Genomic DNA, 19,470 nt, shown 5'->3' with positions numbered 1-19,470 from the left:
CGGTCGGCGAGGATTCGGAGCGCAACGAGTTCTACGCCTCGAAAGGCTTGTACGGCAGAGTGACCGTGAAGGGTGATCTGGATGCTGTGAACGGGGACCGTCTGATCACGTTGCTGTCGAGCCTGTCCGCTCCGACACCGGAGAAGGACGGCGTGAAGGACACGCGTACTCCGGCATTACGGCGGGCGGACGGGTTTTGCGAGTTGTTGCGCCGTTACGAGGGGGCGGGGTTGGGCCCGGTCGAAGGCGGCGTGAAACCACACATCACGGTCACCGCATCGGCGAAAGACATGACGGACCTCCAAGCGTTGAAAGACCTCCTGCCGTCCACCGAGGAGCTGGGGTTCGCGTGGACCGATTGGGTAGGGCCGATCAGTATCGATACTGCCCGGATGCTGGCGTGCGACTGCACCGTGACGCGGATCTTGTTGGATGAGAACGGTGTTCCGCTCGACTGCGGCAAGGAAGCGAGAACGGCGACTGTTCCGCAGCGCCGGGCGTTGGCGGTTCGTGATGGCGGGTGTGCATTTCCGGGGTGCGGAACACCCTCGGGGTGGTGCGATGCTCACCATATTGTTCACTGGAATGATGGTGGCCCAACGGATCTCGACAATCTGATCTTGTTGTGCGGTCATCATCATCGGACGCTGCATCATACGGAGTGGCGGGTGGAGATCGGCCCGGATCGGAAGTCGGTGTTCTATCCGCCGATGTCCGTTGACCCGTATCAACAGCCGATCGGCGGGAACAGCCCACCCACAGCAGCCTGAAGTGAAACAACTCGAGACGTGAGCACCGGGGCACCGCCATGCCCCGGTGCTCGAGCCCGCCTTTGGGAGTCTGGGTGGTTGGCTGGGTGGCTGTGTGTCAGCTCAGCGACTTCTTGAACCCGATGTGGGAGGCGACAAATCCGAGTCGCTCGTAGAAGTCGTGAGCTTCCTTGCGAGTTTGATCCGAGGTGAGCTGCGCCAGGAACGCGCCGCGCCGGGCACCTTCTTCGCAGGCCCAACGGATCATCGAACTGCCGATGCCCTTGCTCCGGTAATCCTCGTGGACGCGAACAGCTTCGATCTGCAGTCGTGTCGCCCCCATTCGGCTCATACCCGGAATGAAGGTCAATTGCATGGTGCCGATCACTGCGTCACCGACCAGAACGGTGACGAGTAGTTGCGCCGGATCCTCGTCGATTCGCTTGAATGCGTCCTCGTAGATCGTTCGGGCCTCGGGGTTGGTCGTCTCCCGGGTGCTCCCGATCGGGTCGTCGGCGAGCAAGTCGATCAGTGCTTCCACGTGTCGAATCTCGGCCCGCGTGAGGGTGTACTCCACTCCGCCGGACTGAAATGACGTCGCAATCATCGATGCTCTCCTGAAGAAGAATGAATGTCTGAAATGTCAGACTCTCACGAGTCTCCTCCAGTGCACTCGATCACGTCCAAAAACGCATGAGGGCGTTACCGAGCATGGCGTAGTAGTCGGACACACCGCTCAGTTCGAAGATCCAGTAGATCGCATCGAAGAAGACGACATTGATCTGCGGGACAAACAGGAGCGCAACCAGCAGGAGCAGTCCGTACGGCTTGAACTGGTCGAGTTGGTGTCGTGTGTTGGGCGCGAGGTAGGGCTCCAGCGCGTTGTAACCGTCCAGACCGGGGACTGGTAGCAGGTTCAAAACTGTTGCCATGACCTGCAAGAAGGCCAGGAAACTGAGGCCGGCCCAGAACGTCAGATGCTCGGCCGATGAGCCGTACGTACGTATGACGACGAGGAGAATTACCGCGGCGACGGCGTTCGTGAACGGACCGGCGAGCGATATTCGCGCCTGCACCTTGGGCGGGAACATCCCGGTGCGCAGGTACACGGCGCCGCCGGGAAGCCCGATGCCGCCCAAGGCGATGAACAGCACCGGCAGACCGATCGAGAGCATCGGATGGCTGTACTTGAGCGGGTTGAGCGTCAGATAACCACGAGCCTCGACGTCGGTGTCTCCGTGACGCCACGCCAGATATGCATGGGCGAACTCGTGCAAGCACAGCGTGACTACCCAGCCGGCGACCACGAGGACAAAAACACCTGCGCGGCCCGCGATGGAACCCCACGTTGAGTTCCAAGCGACAATTCCAGCGATGACGGTGATCGCAACGACGCCCAGGAAGACGGGGCTCGGCCGAACCGCCGACCGTGCTGCTCCGGTTCTCACCTGACCAACAACCAAGTCTTGTCGTGCCGGTAGAAGGTCGAGCGCTTGAGATCGCGTGGGTTGGACACCCCGTCGCGAACCAGATGCGCTGCCGGCGAGCCCAGCTGAATGGCTCGGCCTTCCAGCCAGCGTCGCCCGCTCCAGCGGCTCTTGCGGTCGACCGATGCCTTGATCCCGGGGAGCTTGGGGCTCGGCACAATCCGGATACCGGGGACTGTGCCGGAGAACAGCTTGTTGTCGTCGACGTACGCCTCGCCGATCAATTCGGCGGCATCGGCCGGACCCGTGACAGTTGCCGCACCGACCAGCGCGATTCCGGCGTCGTCGCGAATGAGCGGCACGGTGTGGACTGTGCCTTTCAACGCCGTGCGCGCCGCCCGGGCACCGGTTGCGAGTTTGTACGCGTCGGTTGCGTCGGACCTGTTCTCGGTGACGTAGGCGAGTTCGACGTTGAGTCGCTCCAGTCGCATCAACCGTGTCAATGCCGCGGCAAACGCGCCGTCGTTACCCACGACGATCAAGCGAGGCTCCGTGACGACCTGCAGTTGGGACAGGGCCTCGTCGAAGTCCTGCTTCTCCGGAAGTTCAGGGACAGTGAACGACGTGAGTTCACCCAGGGGGAGTGGAACCGGCGAATCGCCACATTTGAGCACCACAGGGGTCAAAGCCACTCCTAGCTCGATCAAGACTTCTTCTCGGGTAGTGGGACCTCGCCACCCTTCCCCGAAATGGCCGTCCGAATCACTGCCGACGATCTTAGTGCGAGTCTCTGTGTCGACTCGCAATCGTGATGGTCACCGGCCAAATTCTGGACCGTCAGGTCTGGTCTGGTGCTCTGGGCTAGACTGCTCCTTCGGTCACTGCAACAGTTCGGCGCTGCATCATGTGCGCGGAAGCCAGGCAGTACCAATGCGGCGGGACAACTGCTGCACGTCGACCGTAGGAGACAACGTCATGCCGGCAATCGTCCTGATCGGCGCCCAGTGGGGCGACGAAGGTAAGGGCAAAGCTACAGATCTACTGGGCGAGCAGCTTCAGTGGGTCGTGCGATACCAGGGCGGTAACAACGCCGGACACACCGTGGTTCTGCCGAACGGTGACAAGTTCGCACTGCACCTCATCCCGTCCGGAATCCTCACCCCCGCCGTCAACAACGTCATCGGTAACGGTGTCGTCGTCGACCCGGGTGTGTTGCTGACTGAATTGGCAGGCTTGGAAGAGCGCGGTGTGGACACGTCCCGCCTGCTGCTTTCTGCTGATGCGCACCTGATCATGCCGTACCACGTGGCCATCGACAAGGTCACCGAACGCTTCCTGGGAGCGAAGAAGATCGGCACGACCGGCCGCGGTATCGGCCCGTGCTACCAGGACAAGATCGCCCGTGTCGGTGTCCGTGCTGCGGACGTCCTGGACGAGAAGATCCTGACCCAGAAGGTCGAAGCAGCACTCGAATTCAAGAACCAGGTGCTGGTCAAGATCTACAACCGCAAGGCACTCGACCCGCAGCAGGTCGTCGAAGAGGTACTGACGCAGGCCGAGGGTTTCAAGCACCGCATCTCGGACACGCGCCTGGAGCTCAACCTCGCCCTCGAGCGCGGCGAGACCGTCTTGCTCGAAGGTTCGCAGGGCACTCTGCTGGACGTCGACCACGGCACGTACCCGTACGTGACCTCGTCCAACCCCACCTCGGGTGGTGCGGCGGTCGGTTCGGGCATCGGTCCCACCAAGATCACCACGGTGCTCGGAATCCTTAAGGCGTACACGACGCGTGTCGGTTCCGGTCCGTTCCCGACGGAGCTGTTCGACGATCACGGCGCATACCTGGCGAAGCAGGGCGGCGAGGTCGGTGTCACCACCGGACGCGCTCGTCGTACGGGATGGTTCGACGCTGTCATCGCGCGTTACGCGACGCGCGTCAACGGCATCACCGACTACTTCCTCACCAAGCTGGACGTGTTAAGCAGCCTCGACACCGTGCCGATCTGTGTCGCGTACGAGGTGGACGGTGTCCGCCACGACGAAATGCCGATGTCGCAGAGCGACATTCACCACGCCAAGCCCATCTACGAAGAGATGCCTGGCTGGTGGGAGGACATCTCGGAGGCTCGCACCTTCGAGGAACTGCCGCAGAATGCGCAGAACTACGTGCTTCGGCTCGAAGAGCTTTCGGGTGCGTTCATCTCCTGCATCGGTGTCGGTCCCGGCCGCGACGAGACGATCGTCCGGCGCGAGATCGTCCGCTAGTTCGTTCCCTCGAAATCCCCGCTCCTGCAAGCAGGAGCGGGGATTCGTGTTTCAAGCCAGCTTCGACAAGTGTGCGGTGACGGTCTTCCAGTCGGGAAACTCGGTGCTGCCGAACTTGATCCACTCGCCCTCGAATCGATCTGCGCCGTTTGCTCCGCGGTCGTCGACGAGGTAATCGCCTCGATTGAGGTGCTTGTGGTGCGAGAGGATCAGACGTTTGTACGCGACGCTGCCCTCCTCCATGCCGAGGTGCTCTTGGACCCACAGAACCTTGTCGTGCCAGGCTGTGGCGTTCTTCCACGGCGCTGTCGAGAGGATGTAGGTGTCGAACTGCTGCGCCAGTTGGTGGTAGGCGTCGATAGCACCGTCGAGAGGATCCATGCGAGAGAAGATGTGTGGCGCTTCGTCGAGGTCGTTCTTGTACTTCTCCCGGACGCCGTCGGTCAGGCGATCGATGCCCGACTGGAAGTTGACCAAGGTGTTGTCGAGATCGATGTAGAGGATCTTTTTGGAAGCCGACATGCAATCCCTCTCTGGAGACTTTCTGAGTGCGAAAAGAGTCCAGTTTTACGCAACTGGACTGAGATCAGTGAATTCTTCCCCTTGATCACAATCGCACGGAGGTCTGACAGAGTTGATCTCGCGGTCTGAAGTCTTGTCGTGGAAGATGCCGCCGAGGGGTGCTGCCAGGCGAAACTGCTCCAAACGAATGTAAGTACCTTCACCTTCGGCGGGCGCGAAGAAGTAGACGAGCGCCACGAAGAGTCCGATGCCGATCAGGGTTGCGAAGGTAGTCATGGACATATGATCAACTCGACTGGTATTGAGTTACATAGCCAAGTTGTCGATACTGGACTGCATGATGACTCGAGTTCTCGGTGCCCGTTCGCTTGCGCGCGATCTGGGGTCCTGGCAGGAAGAGTCTGGGCGCAGGCCCGCGTACCGTGCGCTTGCCGACGGTATCCGCCTGCTCGTGCACGACGGTCGCGTTCCGCTGGGGGTCGCACTGCCGAGTGAGCGTGAACTTGCGGCGGTGCTCGAACTCAGTCGGACCACGATCACGTCGTCGTACTCGGTGCTGCGAGACGAGGGGTATCTGATCAGCCGGCAGGGTTCGCGAAGCACCGTGGCTTTGCCCGCCGGCGCGCGGCCGAACGGGTTGATGTTCCGCTCCCATCAACCGGGGCCGAGTGGGCCCGTCGTCGACCTCAGTTACGCGGCGATGGCAGCTCCCGCCGCTCAGGTCGAACTGGCGTATGCGTCTGCGCTGCAGGAACTTCCGAACTTCCTGCCCACGCACGGGATGGAACCGGTCGGGATCGCCGACTTGCGTGACGTGATCGCGCAGCGCTACACGGCGCGGGGTCTACCCACCACCGCCGAACAGATCATGGTGACCTCGGGTGCGCAGCACGCGCTTCGATTGTTGCTGTCGGTGCTCACCTCACCCGGCGAGCGAGTGCTGGTCGATCATCCGACGTACCCCAATGCGCTGGAAGCGATTCGGCGAAACGGCGCTCGGCCCGTACCGGTTCCGGTCCGACCGGAGTTCGCGGCGGCCGGAGCCTGGGATCTCGACGGGATTCGAAGTGCAGCAAGGCAAACCGCTGCCAGAATGGCGTACCTGATTCCCGACTTTCACAACCCGACCGGCCTCTGCATGGACTCTTCCGGCCGCGCCGAGCTTGCGAAGATTGCGCACGAAACGCGAATGACTCTGGTCGTCGACGAGACGATGGTGGACCTGTGGCTCGACGCACCGCCGCCGGCACCGGTCGCCTCACATGGGCGAGGCGCGGCGAAAACCGAAGTGGTGACGCTCGGTTCGACCGCGAAGTCGCTGTGGGGCGGGCTACGTGTCGGTTGGATTCGCGCCGATGCCGCGCTCATCACCCAGTTGGTGGGGGCGCGTGCCGCGGTCGACCTCGGTACTCCCGTCATGGATCAGTTGGCAGCCGCTTACTTGCTCGCCGACGACCGCTCGTTGCTCGAACAGCGTCGCGAAGTTCTGCGAGAACAGCGTGCGGTACTCCTCGGTGCAGTGGCAGAGCATCTGCCGGACTGGCGTCCCACCATCGGCTCCGGCGGAATGTCGGTGTGGATGCGAATGTCCGCGCCAGTCTCGACGGCGTTGGCGGCGGTGGCACCCAACTTCGGTGTACTCCTTGCCGCCGGCCCCCGTTTCGGCGTCGAAGGTGCGTTCGAACGATTCATCCGCGTGCCGTACGCACGTTCTCCCGAGGACCTCATTCGCGGCGTCGCGTCCATCGCCGCTGCGTACGACACCCTCGCGACGGATCGCGACACGGCAGACCAACGAATGGTCGTCGTCTGAGAACTGGGTACACACCCTGAAAGTGGTGTGAAACCAGGAGGTAGGGCATGACGGCGGTAGACGGTACAGGCGCAGCGGGAACCAGTGCGGCGGACGCGCTCGCAGAACGATTGTTCGCGGCCACGCTCGGGGCGTCGGAGCTGCAGGCTGTGTATCTGGGCGACCGGCTGGGCTGGTACCGCGCGCTGAGCGATCACGGCCCGCTCACGTCGACGGAGCTGGCGGACCGGACCGGGACCGTCGAAAGGTATGCGCGGGAGTGGCTCGAGCAGCAGGCCGTCGCCGGTTATGTGGAGGTCAATTCGGATGCCGATCGCCGGTACAGCCTGCCGCAGGCCCACGCCGATGTTCTGGTCGACGACGAGAACCTGCTTTTCCTGGCGCCGTTGGCGAGGCTGTTCGTCGCGACAACGTCGTCGATGCCGCGTCTACTCGACGCTTATCGTCACGGCGGGGGAGTCACGTGGGAATCGATGGGCCCCGATGCTCGCGAGGGCCAGGCGCTGCTGAACCGGCCGATGTATCTCCAGCAGCTCTGTCAGCAGTTCCTGCCGGTAGTCACCGACCTGCACGCCATACTTGTCGGCGGCGGGCAGGTCGCTGATCTCGGGATGGGGGAGGGCTGGTCGTCGATCGCGCTCGCCCTCGGATACCCGAAGATCGAAGTGCACGGCTTCGACGTCGACGCGGCATCGGTGAACGCTGCCCGTCGTAACGCCCACGATCGTGGGGTGGACGACCGAGTACATTTCTCGTTGGTCGACGTCGCCGGACAGGCTCCTGAGGCCGGGCGAGTCGATGCCGGGACCTACGATGCCGTCTTCGCTTTCGAATGCCTTCACGACGTTCCGGATCCGGTGGGATTTCTGTCCACGGCTCGGGCGATTGCCCAGCCGGGCGCTCCGGTGATCGTCATGGACGAACGAACGGCAGATGTGTTCGATCCCGAGGCGGGTCCGATCGAGCAATTGCTGTACGGATTTTCGCTGACCTGCTGCTTACCGGACAGCCTGTCGCATCCGGGGAGCGTTGCCACCGGGACGGTGATGAGGCACTCGACACTCGAAAGCTATGCCAAGGCGGCCGGTTTCGAGCGGGTTGACGTGCTCCCGATCGAGCACGAGATGTTCAGGTTCTACAGGTTGGGCTGACGCCCCGTGCGTGGTTAGAGAGTCCTGAGGCTCCTTAACCGCGCACGGGGCCGAAGGCCCTAGGTCCAGACCGTGTCGATATCCGTCGCCTCACGCGCCGGCGCAGCAGGCGTCGTGGTGGGCGTGCGCGAGAAGCGCGGTGCGGGAGCATGCTGAGTGACGCCGTCGAGTTCGATGAGCGAACCGCGGGCCGCGATGTGTTCGTTGGACGGAGCCTCGGCGAAAGTCAGGACAGGGGAGACACAGGCGTCGGTGCCGAGGAAGATCTTGGCCCACTCGTCGCGAGTCTTGGACAAGAACTTTTCGGTGAAGAGCGTCTTCATGTCGTCCCACTTGGACGTGTCCATCTGGTGAGGGAGCGTCGCGGGATCGAGTTCGAGGCCCTCGAGCAACAATGCGTAGAACTGCGGTTCGATGGATCCGACGGCCATGTACTTGCCGTCGGAGGTCTCGTAGGTGTCGTAGAACGGAGCGCCGGTGTCGAGGAGGTTGACGCCGCGCTCGTCGGACCAGACGCCGCGACCGCGGAATGCCCACATCATGTGCGAGAGCGCGAGGGTTCCGTCGACCATCGCCGCGTCGACGACCTGGCCCTTACCGGACGTCGAGCGCTCGACGAGAGCCGACAGAATGCCGAAGATCAGGAACATGGAACCGCCGCCGAAATCGCCGACCATGTTGAGCGGCGGGACGGGGCGTTCACCCTTGCGTCCGATGGCGTTGAGGACACCGGTCAGTGAGATGTAGTTGATGTCGTGACCGGCGGCGTTGGCGAGCGGTCCTTCCTGTCCCCAGCCCGTCATACGGGCGTAAACGAGGCGCGGATTGCGCTCCGACACCACGTCGGGTCCGAGTCCCATGCGTTCCATGACGCCGGGGCGGAAGCCCTCGATGAGGACGTCGGCGCGGCCCAGGAGATCGAGAACCTTGGCGACGTCGGCCGGATCCTTCAGGTTGGCCTCGACGATGCGGCGGCCGCGCTTGATCTGGTCGGTTGCGTTCGAGTCCTGCGGAATCTGCCCTGCGCGCTGCACGATGACGATGTCGGCGCCCATGTCCGCCAAAAGCGTCGCGGCGTGCGGGCCCGGTCCCAATCCAGCGAATTCCACGATCCGAATGCCCGCGAGCGGGCCCTTCTTCTCCACAGCTTCTGCAGACACACGCACTCCCAATTCAGACGGTGACAACACTCCTGACTCGACGGTAACGTGTCGAATCGGTCAGGTGTGCTCCGGGGCACTGTGTCCGCCGAGGGAGGCGCCGATCACTAGACGGCGGCACCCTCGAACTGAGCGTTGTATAGACGGAAGTACGCGCCCGCCGCTGCGATGAGTTCGTCGTGTGTGCCCTGCTCGACGATCTTGCCCGCCTCCATCACGACGATCAGATCGGCGTTACGGATGGTGGAGAGCCGGTGCGCGATGATGAAGCTGGTGCGCCCGACGCGCAACGCGGACATTGCTTGCTGCACAAGCTGTTCCGTACGTGTATCGACCGAGCTGGTCGCCTCGTCGAGAATCAGCAGCGACGGCTCCGACAGGAATGCTCGGGCAATCGTGATGAGCTGCTTCTCGCCGGAGCTGATGTTCGATGCCTCCTCGTCCAGCACGGTGTCGTACCCGTCCGGGAGCGTGTGGATGAAGCGGTCGACGAAGGCAGCGCGTGCGGCTTCGTGGATCTCGTATTCACTGGCGTCGAGCCGGCCGTACGCGATGTTGTCGCGGATCGTTCCGCCGAAGAGCCAGGTGTCCTGCAGGACCATGCCGACGTGCTTGCGCAAGTCGGAGCGGCGCATCTGCGAGATGTCGACGTCGTCGAGAGTGATTCGGCCCGAGTCGACTTCGTAGAAGCGCATGAGCAGGTTGACCAAGGTGGTCTTGCCGGCACCGGTGGGTCCGACGATGGCGACCATCTGCCCGGGCCGAGCCGTCAGGTACACGTTCTCGATCAACGGCTTGTCCGGCTCGTAGCGGAACGAGACGTTCTCGAACTCGATGTGTCCGACGTTGCGATGGCGTCCGGCAGGCTCGGGCATTAGTGGCACGTCGATGTCGGGCGACTGCTCGGGTTCGTCGAGAAGCTCGAAGACCCGCTCGGCCGACGCTGCTCCGGACTGCAGGCTCGTCGACATGGACGCGATCTGCGTGAGTGGTTGGCTGAACTGGCGCGAATAGACGATGAACGCCTGAACGTCACCGAGTGACATGTTGCCGCTGGCGACCTTGAGTGCGCCGACCACAGCGAGCAGCACGTAGGTGATGTTTCCGACGAAGTTCATGACCGGCATGATCAGGCTGGAGAGGAACTGTGCGCCGAAGGACGCGTCGAGGAGTTTCTTGTTCTGCTCGGCGAATTCACGCTCGGCTTCGGCCTGATGCCCGTACACGCGTACCAGGTCGCGACCGCTGTAGTTCTCTTCGATCTGTGCGTTGATCTTGCCCGTCTCGGTCCACTGAGCCTTGTACAACACCTGTGCACGCTTGGCGACCCTGGCAACGAGGAGCACCGATACCGGCACCGCGATCAGTGCGATCAGGGCGAGCATCGGAGAGATGACGAACATCATCGTCAGGACGCCGAGGACGGTGAGCACCGACGTCAGGAGCGAGGTCAACGTCGACGACAACGTCGACGAGATGTTGTCGATGTCGTTGGTGACGCGGCTGAGGATCTCGCCGCGCGGCGTCTTGTCGAAGTATGGAAGGGGGAGACGGTGAAGCTTCGCCTCGACCGATGCACGCAGGTTGTAGATGGTCTTCTGGACGATGATGTTGAGGAGGAATGCTTCCAACCAGGCAAGTAGCGACGAGAGCAAGTACACGACGATCGCGAGCATGACGACTTTGCCGATGGCGTCGAAGTTCAGACCTACACCGGGAACGACGTCGGTCGAGTTGGCGACGAGGTCGGCGAACGTCGAATTTCCTGATGCGCGGATCGCCTCTGCTGCCTGATCGCGGGTCAGTCCGGCGGGCAGGCTCTTGCCGATGAACCCGGCGAAGATGAGGTCTGTCGCGTGACCGAGGATCTTCGGCACCGCGACGGAGAGCGCGATGCTGGCGATCGTCGCAACGACGACACAGACGACCGCAAACTTGTGTGGCTGCAGAAGCGAGAGAAGCCGCTTCATCGTCGCCTTGAAGTGGCGAGGTTTGGTGTCCGTCGCGGTCAGCGCGGGCTTCGGCTCTTTGTCGGGCTTCTCGGGGTTACTCGACTTCGCATCCCCGTCCGCGGATTCAGGTTCGCTCGGGATCTTGGCGAACACCACCGTCGGGGCATCGTCGAAGTACTGGCTGTTGGGGCTGCCCCACGTCGGGTCCTGCGGGCTGGTCATGCGCTCATCTCCGCGGGAATCTGGGAAGCCACGATCTCTTGGTACGTCGGACAGTTGGCCAGGAGGAACTGATGATCGCCGAGACCGACCGGAGCGCCGTCTTCGAGGACCATGATCTGGTCGGCATCGATGATGGACGCGACGCGCTGCGCGACGATGATGACCGTCGAATGAGTCGAGACCGTGCTGAGTTCGCGTCGGACCGCGGCGTCGGTGTGCATGTCGAGTGCGGAGAACGAATCGTCGAAGACGAAGATCCGGGGTCTGCGGACCACAGCTCTGGCGATGGCGAGACGTTGTTTCTGTCCGCCCGAGAGATTGCCGCCGCCCTGCGCGATCGGAGACTCGAGACCGTCGGACAGTTCCCGGACGAAGTCGTCTGCCTGGGCGATGGTGAGGGCTGCCCAGATGTCGTCGTCGGTGGCGGTCGGGTTTCCGTAGCGGATGTTGCTCGCGATCGTGCCGGCGAACAGGTACGCCTTCTGGGGCACGTATCCGAAGTTGGCGAAGAGTTCGTCTTGATCCCAGCCACGCACGTCCAAGCCGTCGACCAGGACGGCGCCGGCCGTGACGTCGAACAGTCGGGGGATGAGTGAGACGAGGGTCGATTTGCCACTACCGGTACTGCCAACGATCGCGGTGACCGTTCCTGGCATGCATCGCATCGAGACATTCGACAGGACCGGCGTTTCGGCTCCCGGATACGTGAATCCGGCTCCACCGAACTCGACAACGCCGTAGGGGCTGGTCGGGCGAAGGGGCTGGGCCGGTGCGGGCACGGTCGGCTCGGTGTCGAGTACCTCGGTGATGCGGTCGGCACACACGGCCGCGCGGGGGATCACGACGGCCAACATGGTCGCCATGACCACGGACATCAGGATCTGCATGACGTAGGCGAGGAAGGCGCTGATCTGGCCGATCTGCATGTCTCCGGTATCGACCAGATGCGCGCCGAACCACAGCACCGCGACGCTCGACAGGTTGGCGATCAACATGACGGTGGGCAGCAGAACCGCCTGGTAGCGACCGATGAGGAGCGAGGTGTCGGTCAGTTCCTTGTTGGCTTTGTCGAAGCGGATCGTCTCGTCGGGTTCTCGAACGAAGGCGCGAATGACACGCATACCGGTGAGCTGTTCGCGCAGTGATCGATTGATGTTGTCGATCCGCGTCTGCATCGTCCGGAAATGCGGGATCAGCTTGGCCACCACGACCGAGACGGTGATGCCGAGCAGTGGTACCGAAATCGTCAGGAGCCAGGACATCTGCAGGTTCTCGCGCAGCGCCATGATGATGCCGCCGATACACATCAGTGGGGCGCTGACGAGCATCGAGGACGTCAGCATGACCAGGGCCTGGATCTGCAGGACGTCGTTGGTGTTCCGTGTGATCAGCGTCGGCGCACCGAAACTGTTGAATTCGCGATCAGAGAAGCTGCCGACGGCCTTGTAAAAGGCGCCTCGAACGTCGTGGCCGAAGCCCATCGACGATTTTGCCGCCAGATAGGTCGACGCGACCGACGCGATGATCGACGCAAGCGAGACCAGCAGCATGATCCCGCCGGTGGACATGATGAATCCGGTGTCGCCTCGGGCGACACCGTCGTCGATGATCCGAGCGTTGAGCGTGGGGAGGACTAACGACGCGATGGCCCCGAAGAGTTGAAGTGCGAGGACCCCGGCAAGCAACCAGCGGTACGGCGGCAGGTACGCCTTGAGGAGTTTTGCTAGCACGACGGTTCCCGGTGAGTTGCTTCGGTTGCCGCTCGTTCGCGATTGATCACAAGCACACGGTATGACAGATCGTGGTCGAGGTTGGCACCGACTCTGACGATTGCATCCATTTGTCCAAATCGAATGTGATGTCCAACACACTTGAATTCGATATTGGTTTCAGGTCACAGGGCCTGAACTGCTGGTTTACACATTGCTCCAATATGTCACGGTCCTTTTGGATAGAAACAAACTGGACGTACGTATTTAGCTTGGCTACAAAGAGGCGGAGCGAACAAAACGTGCGCCGCGTCATAGATATTCATGCAAGGAGTCACACATGGGATCCCTCGGAAACCTTCTCAAGGCCAACGGCATGGGCTGGGGCATTCTCCAGCTTCTTCCCCTGGTCAACATGCTCAAGACCCTTCAGGGGCTGGACACCGCGAGCTCGAACTCCTGACGTTCGACCACAACAATTCTTCCGAAACAACACAGGAGTAGTCGCATGACCTCAATTCAGAATCTCGACGCCTTCCTCAAGAGCGTTCTCGCATTCGTGACCAAGTTGAACGCGGGATCGGCGGACGGCTCGGGTTCGGCTGGTTCCACTGCCGAGTAATTCTCGGTCCCCACTTCATTTCAACTGCATCCCGACATAAGGAGGCCCGACATGGGTTCATTCGAAGACTTCAGCGGCGTCGTCAAGACGTTCATTCCGGTACTCAAGGACCTGTTCACGGCACTCGGTGGTGGCTCGCTCACCCCGGGCACAGGATCGGCGGCTGACAAGTAAGTCCCGTTTGTCCGAAAGTGTGGCTCGCGGTTGTCTGCGGGCCACACTTTTTGCATTTCAATTGTGAGCTAAATCACATTATAGGATATTTCGAACCGTCTATTTGGCCTCTGAACTGCAATTATGTCAGAAGGTGTTACCGACAGTTCAAGTTGGTAGCTATTCGGTAGCTAGACAAGTGTGGGCAGTCAGTCTATAAATGCAGGCAGCGCCAAGTTAGTGCGCTACATCACAGCTCGGGATGTTGTTCGGGGGGCGGTTCAGCCATCCGCGCGGCAGAAGTTCCCGAACCATCTCGGCCACCGCCTGCGGCCGGAATGGCGCTGGAACATCACACCACCTCACAAACAGGAGAACCTCCTATGTTCGGATCACTCAGCACCCTCGGACCCCTGCTCACCGCGCTCGGAGCTTTCCTCAAGTCCGTTCCCACCGAATCGCTGTCCGGCGAGGGCGAGGGCTCGTCCACCGGTTCACTCTCGGGTCTGTCCAGCGGATCCGCCGAGTAGTCATCCCTTCCGGCAGGTCCATTCGGCTCTGCCAATCGGATTGCATGCAGGTGCCCTCTGTCCACTGTCGTGGCCGGAGGGCACCCGCGTTTGCGGAGATTTTCGTAGTTGCCGTTTTGGCGTGTGAACACAGAACTGTGAGTGGCAGCACCTGCGTACGATGGTTCGACGACATCGGCATACGGTCACCGCGACGTCCGGTGCTCCCGAATTCAGAGGTAGCCGACCGCGAGGTGACGCATGGTAGGGACGAGTCGCTTTCTGCGCCTTCTCCTAGTGCTGGCCGTTGTACTTGCGGCTTCGTTGATCGGCATCCTCACGCGCCCACCAGGTTTGCTCGCGACATTCTGGTGCGCCAACGCCATTCTGCTGGGAATGATGGTCAGATGGCCGGTCCTGATCGAGTGGCCGACGTGGATCGCTGCGGCTGTCGGATACGTCTGCGCTGACCTGATCACCGGCAACTCGCTCTCGCTTGCGGTGCAGTTGAACGGGGCGAACCTCGCCGGAGTCACAGTCGGTGTTCTTGTTCTGTACTACTTGAAGCGCACACCGTTCCGATTGGTCGATTCGCAGTCGCTGGTGTGGATGGTCTTCGTCTCGTTCGTCGCGGCGACTGGTACCGCGGCCACTGCCGGCGCCTTGGACCGGCTCTTACGCGGTCAGTCCTTTACCGACACGTTCTTCCACTGGGGTGCCACCGAGGTCATGGCGTACCTGCTGGTCCTTCCTCTCATTCTCACTCTCACCATCCCGTCGAGCCTTGCCGAGTTCCGCAGCAAACTGACTGCCAAAACCGTCGCCGCTATGAGCGTTCCGCTACTCGCCACTGCAGCCTGCGTGCCGATCGCCCTCAGCATCGAAGGGCCGATCGCGCTGGTCCTTCCGATTCCGGCTCTCCTGTGGTGCGCCACTCGCATCTCGGTTCCGAGCACTGCCTTCGTTTCAGTGGTCTGGTCGGTGTGGTCACTCATGATGGCGGGAAGCGGTCGACTCGATATCGGAGATCAAGCTGCCTCGACGTGGAACGAGGACGTCATCACGTCCATTGCCGTCACGCTGATCGCGTTGGGGCCGATCGCGGTTGCCTGTGCGACCGAGGAACGTCGCGCTGCCGAGCGTGAGCTCTTCCTTGCTGTCGAATTCGACCATCTGACCGGGGTCCTCTCGCGTGGTGCGTTTCTCGGGCATGCGGAATCGGAGCTTGCCGCCGCGGCCCGCACACAATCCCCGGTCGGCCTGCTGATGCTCGACCTGGACCACTTCAAGAGCATCAACGACACGCATGGACATATGACCGGTGACAGCGTTCTCGCGAACTTCGCCGAACGGGCCGCTGACCGATTGTCGGACGGCGATCTGATCGGAAGGCTCGGCGGCGAGGAGTTCGCCATTCTGCTTCCGGACTGCAGCTACGCGCGAGCAGTCGATGTGGCCGAGGCGGTCCGCGGCGCGCAAGTCGAGTACTCGGCCGAATCAGAAGTGACGAGCACCGTCAGTGTCGGCGTCGCGTGGGTCGATCATGCGACGCCGACGTTGACCACCCTCATGAGCGTCGCGGACGAGGCTCTGTACGAAGCCAAGCGCGCCGGGCGCAACCTCGTGAAAGTGCGCCGGCTCGGCAACGATGCATTGCCGCAACGGAATTCCGAGCCGGATATGGCCACCCGCACCTATCGCAAACCTGACATACCACGAACGATCAGGCGAGGATTTGGCCGCGAAGGTGTGGTGGACGGCCGATAACCGCGCTGACCTGCATCGGGATTGGCATATAGTCGCACCCATGCAGCTTGATTCGACGCCTTCGCCCCTGCCGACGCTTCCGCTCCGATTCGGAACTCCCCTGACCGAGAACTCCATCCGCGTGATGATGTTGGGATCAGGCGAGTTGGGTAAGGAAGTTGTCATCGCGTTGCAGCGTCTTGGCGTCGAAGTGATTGCGGTGGATCGGTATCCCGATGCCCCTGGGCACCAGGTGGCTCATCGTGCTCACACCGTCGACATGACCGATCCGGAAGCGCTGCTTGCCGTCATCGAGTTGGAAAAGCCTCACTTCGTGGTTCCCGAGATCGAGGCCATTGCGACGGATGCGCTTGCACTCGTTGAAGAACGCGGGGCCGCGGTGGTCATTCCGACCGCCCGCGCCACCCAGCTCACGATGAACCGTGAGGGGATCCGTCGGCTCGCGGCCGAGGAATTGGGCCTGCCCACTTCGCCGTACGCTTTCGCGGACTCGCTTGCCGAAGTGCAGGCAGCGACAGACCGAATCGGTTTCCCGTGCGTCATCAAGCCCGTCATGTCCTCGTCGGGGAAGGGACAGTCGACGGTTCGATCCGCCGAAGATCTCGACGCCGCATGGGATTACGCGATGGCCGGAGGTCGTGTGAATCACGGCCGGGTGATCGTCGAGGGTTTTGTCGATTTCGATTACGAGATAACACAATTGACGGTTCGCGCCGTCGGTGAGAGCGGTCAGGTCGAGACGTCGTTCTGCGAGCCGATCGGGCACCTGCAGGAGGCCGGTGACTACATCGAATCGTGGCAGCCGCAGCAGATGTCCGCAGTTGCCCTCGCCTCGGCCCGAGACGTCGCCGAGAAGGTGACCACGGCTCTGGGCGGGCGAGGCATCTTCGGTGTCGAGCTATTCGTGAAGGGCGACGACGTCTTCTTCTCCGAAGTGAGCCCACGGCCGCACGACACCGGATTGGTGACTCTGCGGACGCAGAGACTTTCGGAGTTCGAGCTGCATGCCCGCGCGATCCTGGGCTTGCCGGTCGACACGACGCTCACGGTGCCGGGAGCATCGGCGGTGATCTACGGCGGAATGGAGGCCAAGGGGATCGGATTCGACGGCGTCGCCGAGGCACTCTCGGTTCCCGAGACGGACCTGCGGCTCTTCGGCAAGCCCGAGAGCTTCACGCGTCGTCGCATGGGTGTTGCAGTGTCGACGGCCGCCGATGTGCCGACTGCACGCGCCCGTGCTCGCGAGGCCGCGTCGAAGGTGCGTCCCGTCGGATGAGTCCTGTGGCCGAGGTCCTCGTCGGGCTGGTCATCCTGGTCGGTCTGATCGGTGTCGTCGTTCCGATTCTTCCGGGGACACTTCTCGTTTTCGGTGCAATTCTGGTGTGGGCGATCATGACCGGTGGCGCGACGGCGTGGACGGTGTTCGCGCTGTCGACGCTGGCACTGGTGGTCACCGGGATCGTGAAGTACACCTGGCCAGGCAAGCGGATGAAGTCCGGGGGAGTGCCCAACCTGTCGGTGGTGGTCGGCGGCGTCGTCGGCATCATCGGGTTCTTCGTGATTCCGGTCGTGGGCTTGTTCCTCGGATTCATCGTCGGAACGTATTTCGCCGAACTAGCGCGGCTGCGCCGTTACGACATCGCCTGGTCGTCGACGCTTCACGCGGTGAAGGCAGTCGGATTGTCCATGTTGGTGGAACTGTTCGGAGCGCTGATCGCGGCGGGGCTGTGGCTGGGAGCCGTCGCGTTCACTTGAGCGCAGCGGTACCAGGAGCGGGCGTTGTCGCACATGACCGCGGACAGGTCGTCGCCGACAGCTTCGGCGATCACGTCCAGGTCGTGGACCTCGAACGCTCGACGTGCCCGTGTGCCGGGTAGATCGGTGCCGAACATCAGCGCAGCAGGGTTGACCGCGTGGATCTGGCGAAGCACGTCGCCGACGTCGGAGATGGTGGTGCGTCCGAACCCGGTGGCTTTGACGCGTACCCCGCGGTCGACGAGGTTGAGGAGATACGGCAGTCCGCGGGTGGACATTCCCAAGTGGTCGATGCTCACCGCCGGCAATTTGGCGAAGACGGGTTCCAACGACAGCAACAGCGTGGCATCGACGTAGAACTCGGCGTGCCAGCCGACCAGATCGAATGCGCGGTTGGCGAGATCGGCGAGTAGACGCAGGTCGGTGGCGCCTCGGCGCAGATTGAATCGGACGGCGCGCACTCCCAGCGCGTCCAGCGCAACGATGTCTTCATCCGTCGCATCGAGCGGCAAAGCAGTGACGCCCACCCAGCCTTCGCCGAGCTCGGACAAGGCGGCTTTCAGGTATTCCTGGTCATTGCCCTGGTACGACGCGGTCACCACAGCGCCGCCGTCAACACTCAGGCCCTTCAGTGAGGCAAGCCGGGCCCGGTAATCGGCCACGGTGAAGGGCTCAGGCAGGTACCCGTGATTCTCGACCAGCGGGAAGCGCGGGTCGATGATATGCACGTGGGCGTCAAACACGGGGTCTATTTTGCCCTGTTGCCCTGGGTCCCCGCACACACCACCGGCCCGATGTGACCTGGGTCGCGTCGGGCCGGTGGAGGGTTTCTGTTCAGTTACTTCTGCGCACTCAGTTCGCGCGGTCGGGCTCGGATGCCTTCAGCATGTCGTGACGCTCGACGACCTTGATGCGCTCACGGCCTTCGGGCTCGCCCAGGCTGCGCTCGTGCGCGTCGAGGCGGTACCAGCCCTGCCAGGTCGTGTACGGCACCTGCTTGCCTTCGAGGAACTCGATGACGGCGTTCTCGTCGGGGTTCGCAGCGCCGGCGAAGCCGACGGAATCCTCGAGAAGATTCGCGACGGTTTCGTTGGCGTCACCCTTCGTGTGGCCGATGAGGCCGACGGGGCCGCGCTTGATCCAGCCGGTGACGTAGGTGGCCGGCATGAACCGGGCTGCGCCCTCGGCGTTGTCGTCGGCGACGACGCGTCCGGCGTCGTTGGGGACAGTGCCCGCCTGGTCGTCGAACGGCAGCTGCGTGACGTTCTGCGAGAGGTAACCGACGGCGCGGTACACGGCCTGGACATCCCAGTCCTTGTACGTGCCGGTGCCCTTGACGTTGCCGGTGCCGTCGAGCTGAGTGCGCTCGGTGCGCAGGCCGACGACCTTGCCGTCTTCACCGAGGATCTCCGTGGGAGATTCGAAGAAGTGCAGGAACAGTTTGTGGGGACGGGCTCCGACGTCGCGAATTGCCCAGTCCTGCAGCGTATTCGCAACCATGTCGACCTGCTTGGAGTTGCGGCGAGCCTGCTCGGAACCCTCGTCGTAGTCGATGTCCTCGGGGTCGACGATGACCTCGATGGTCGGCGAGTGGTCGAGTTCACGCAGTTCGAGAGGCGTGAACTTGGCCTGGGCCGGGCCGCGGCGTCCGAAGACGTGAACCTCGACGGCCTTGTTGTTCTTGAGGCCCTCGT

General features: G+C 62.5%; 19 protein-coding genes and 1 pseudogene. 10 read left to right on the top strand and 10 right to left on the bottom strand.

Annotated elements, in window-relative coordinates; translation table 11 throughout:
* Positions 1-770: DUF222 domain-containing protein (locus ACKAMS_RS33060; RefSeq protein ID WP_408990075.1), on the top strand; the 770-nt coding region annotated here is incomplete at its 5' end.
* Positions 771-867: 97 nt separating this feature from the next.
* Here the strand turns inward: ACKAMS_RS33060 and ACKAMS_RS33055 are convergent.
* The 3 genes from ACKAMS_RS33055 to ACKAMS_RS33045 all read right to left on the bottom strand — a co-directional run bounded on the left by ACKAMS_RS33055 (position 868) and on the right by ACKAMS_RS33045 (position 2,868).
* A complete protein-coding gene (locus ACKAMS_RS33055; protein ID WP_020968817.1) occupies positions 868-1,356 on the bottom strand; it encodes a GNAT family N-acetyltransferase in 489 nt (162 codons plus the stop codon).
* Positions 1,357-1,426: 70 nt separating this feature from the next.
* Positions 1,427-2,197, bottom strand: coding sequence for a site-2 protease family protein (locus ACKAMS_RS33050; RefSeq protein ID WP_003944319.1), 771 nt, complete (start codon positions 2,195-2,197; stop codon positions 1,427-1,429).
* Positions 2,194-2,868 carry a hypothetical protein gene (locus tag ACKAMS_RS33045; RefSeq protein ID WP_408990074.1) on the bottom strand — a complete coding sequence of 225 codons (675 nt, stop codon included), beginning with the start codon at positions 2,866-2,868 and terminating at the stop codon, positions 2,194-2,196. Before ACKAMS_RS33045 ends, ACKAMS_RS33050 begins: the two co-directional genes overlap by 4 nt.
* Positions 2,869-3,151: 283 nt before the next feature.
* Between ACKAMS_RS33045 and ACKAMS_RS33040 the strand changes: the two genes are divergently transcribed.
* A complete protein-coding gene (locus ACKAMS_RS33040; protein WP_003944351.1) occupies positions 3,152-4,441 on the top strand; it encodes an adenylosuccinate synthase in 1,290 nt (429 codons plus the stop codon).
* A gap of 51 nt (positions 4,442-4,492) precedes the next feature.
* On the opposite strand, the gene ACKAMS_RS33035 is transcribed toward ACKAMS_RS33040, so the two are convergent.
* Together ACKAMS_RS33035 and ACKAMS_RS33030 are read right to left on the bottom strand one after the other, a co-directional pair.
* Positions 4,493-4,963 (bottom strand): 5' nucleotidase, NT5C type, encoded by a 471-nt coding sequence (locus ACKAMS_RS33035; protein WP_408990073.1) that lies wholly within the window; start codon positions 4,961-4,963, stop codon positions 4,493-4,495.
* 45 nt (positions 4,964-5,008) lie between these two features.
* A complete protein-coding gene (locus ACKAMS_RS33030; protein ID WP_021343262.1) occupies positions 5,009-5,239 on the bottom strand; it encodes a hypothetical protein in 231 nt (76 codons plus the stop codon).
* 61 nt (positions 5,240-5,300) lie between these two features.
* On the opposite strand from ACKAMS_RS33030, the gene ACKAMS_RS33025 reads away from it, so the two are divergent.
* Positions 5,301-6,776, top strand: a complete 1,476-nt coding sequence (locus tag ACKAMS_RS33025; protein WP_019749471.1) for a PLP-dependent aminotransferase family protein — start codon at positions 5,301-5,303, stop codon at positions 6,774-6,776.
* A gap of 47 nt (positions 6,777-6,823) precedes the next feature.
* Positions 6,824-7,927, top strand: coding sequence for a bifunctional 2-polyprenyl-6-hydroxyphenol methylase/3-demethylubiquinol 3-O-methyltransferase UbiG (locus ACKAMS_RS33020; RefSeq protein ID WP_020906655.1), 1,104 nt, complete (start codon positions 6,824-6,826; stop codon positions 7,925-7,927).
* A gap of 59 nt (positions 7,928-7,986) precedes the next feature.
* Here ACKAMS_RS33020 and ACKAMS_RS33015 read toward each other — a convergent pair whose 3' ends face one another.
* The 3 genes from ACKAMS_RS33015 to ACKAMS_RS33005 all read right to left on the bottom strand — a co-directional run bounded on the left by ACKAMS_RS33015 (position 7,987) and on the right by ACKAMS_RS33005 (position 12,991).
* Positions 7,987-9,087, bottom strand: a complete 1,101-nt coding sequence (locus ACKAMS_RS33015; RefSeq protein WP_080910225.1) for a CaiB/BaiF CoA-transferase family protein — start codon at positions 9,085-9,087, stop codon at positions 7,987-7,989.
* 107 nt (positions 9,088-9,194) lie between these two features.
* Complete coding sequence (locus ACKAMS_RS33010; RefSeq protein ID WP_020968821.1) at positions 9,195-11,261, bottom strand: ABC transporter ATP-binding protein; 2,067 nt, start codon at positions 11,259-11,261, stop codon at positions 9,195-9,197.
* Positions 11,258-12,991, bottom strand: coding sequence for an ABC transporter ATP-binding protein (locus ACKAMS_RS33005; protein WP_141487616.1), 1,734 nt, complete (start codon positions 12,989-12,991; stop codon positions 11,258-11,260). Before ACKAMS_RS33005 ends, ACKAMS_RS33010 begins: the two co-directional genes overlap by 4 nt.
* Before the next feature lie 319 nt (positions 12,992-13,310).
* Here ACKAMS_RS33005 and ACKAMS_RS33000 point away from each other — a divergent pair, with 319 nt between their 5' ends.
* The 6 genes from ACKAMS_RS33000 (at position 13,311) to ACKAMS_RS32975 (ending at position 17,776) form a co-directional block, all read left to right on the top strand.
* Positions 13,311-13,433: a hypothetical protein gene (locus tag ACKAMS_RS33000; protein WP_003944443.1), complete on the top strand. Its 123-nt coding sequence runs from the start codon at positions 13,311-13,313 to the stop codon at positions 13,431-13,433.
* A gap of 210 nt (positions 13,434-13,643) precedes the next feature.
* A complete protein-coding gene (locus tag ACKAMS_RS32995; protein ID WP_019749478.1) occupies positions 13,644-13,766 on the top strand; it encodes a hypothetical protein in 123 nt (40 codons plus the stop codon).
* Between the two features lie 362 nt (positions 13,767-14,128).
* On the top strand, positions 14,129-14,275 hold the full coding sequence (locus ACKAMS_RS32990) for a hypothetical protein (RefSeq protein WP_003944356.1): 147 nt from the start codon (positions 14,129-14,131) through the stop codon (positions 14,273-14,275).
* Positions 14,276-14,515: 240 nt separating this feature from the next.
* Complete coding sequence (locus ACKAMS_RS32985; RefSeq protein ID WP_020906657.1) at positions 14,516-16,021, top strand: GGDEF domain-containing protein; 1,506 nt, start codon at positions 14,516-14,518, stop codon at positions 16,019-16,021.
* 40 nt (positions 16,022-16,061) lie between these two features.
* The gene (gene purT, locus ACKAMS_RS32980) at positions 16,062-17,297 is read left to right on the top strand and encodes a formate-dependent phosphoribosylglycinamide formyltransferase (protein WP_020906658.1); all 1,236 of its coding nucleotides are present in this window, start codon (positions 16,062-16,064) and stop codon (positions 17,295-17,297) included.
* Positions 17,294-17,776 (top strand): DUF456 domain-containing protein, encoded by a 483-nt coding sequence (locus ACKAMS_RS32975; protein WP_019749482.1) that lies wholly within the window; start codon positions 17,294-17,296, stop codon positions 17,774-17,776. The genes purT and ACKAMS_RS32975 overlap by 4 nt, the downstream gene beginning before the upstream one ends.
* On the opposite strand, the gene ACKAMS_RS32970 is transcribed toward ACKAMS_RS32975, so the two are convergent.
* Together ACKAMS_RS32970 and ACKAMS_RS32965 are read right to left on the bottom strand one after the other, a co-directional pair.
* The gene (locus ACKAMS_RS32970) at positions 17,680-18,519 is read right to left on the bottom strand and encodes an amidohydrolase (RefSeq protein WP_241896091.1); all 840 of its coding nucleotides are present in this window, start codon (positions 18,517-18,519) and stop codon (positions 17,680-17,682) included. The two genes, ACKAMS_RS32975 and ACKAMS_RS32970, sit on opposite strands and share 97 nt — an antisense overlap.
* 109 nt (positions 18,520-18,628) lie before the next feature.
* Positions 18,629-19,470: pseudogene (locus ACKAMS_RS32965) on the bottom strand (pyridine nucleotide-disulfide oxidoreductase); the annotation flags it as partial.

This window comes from Rhodococcus sp. 5A-K4 (assembly GCF_046097995.1).
Lineage (GTDB): Bacteria > Actinomycetota > Actinomycetes > Mycobacteriales > Mycobacteriaceae > Rhodococcus_F > Rhodococcus_F erythropolis.
The sequence above is the reverse complement of the archived record's forward strand: the minus strand, read 5'-3'. Positions and strand labels throughout refer to the sequence as shown.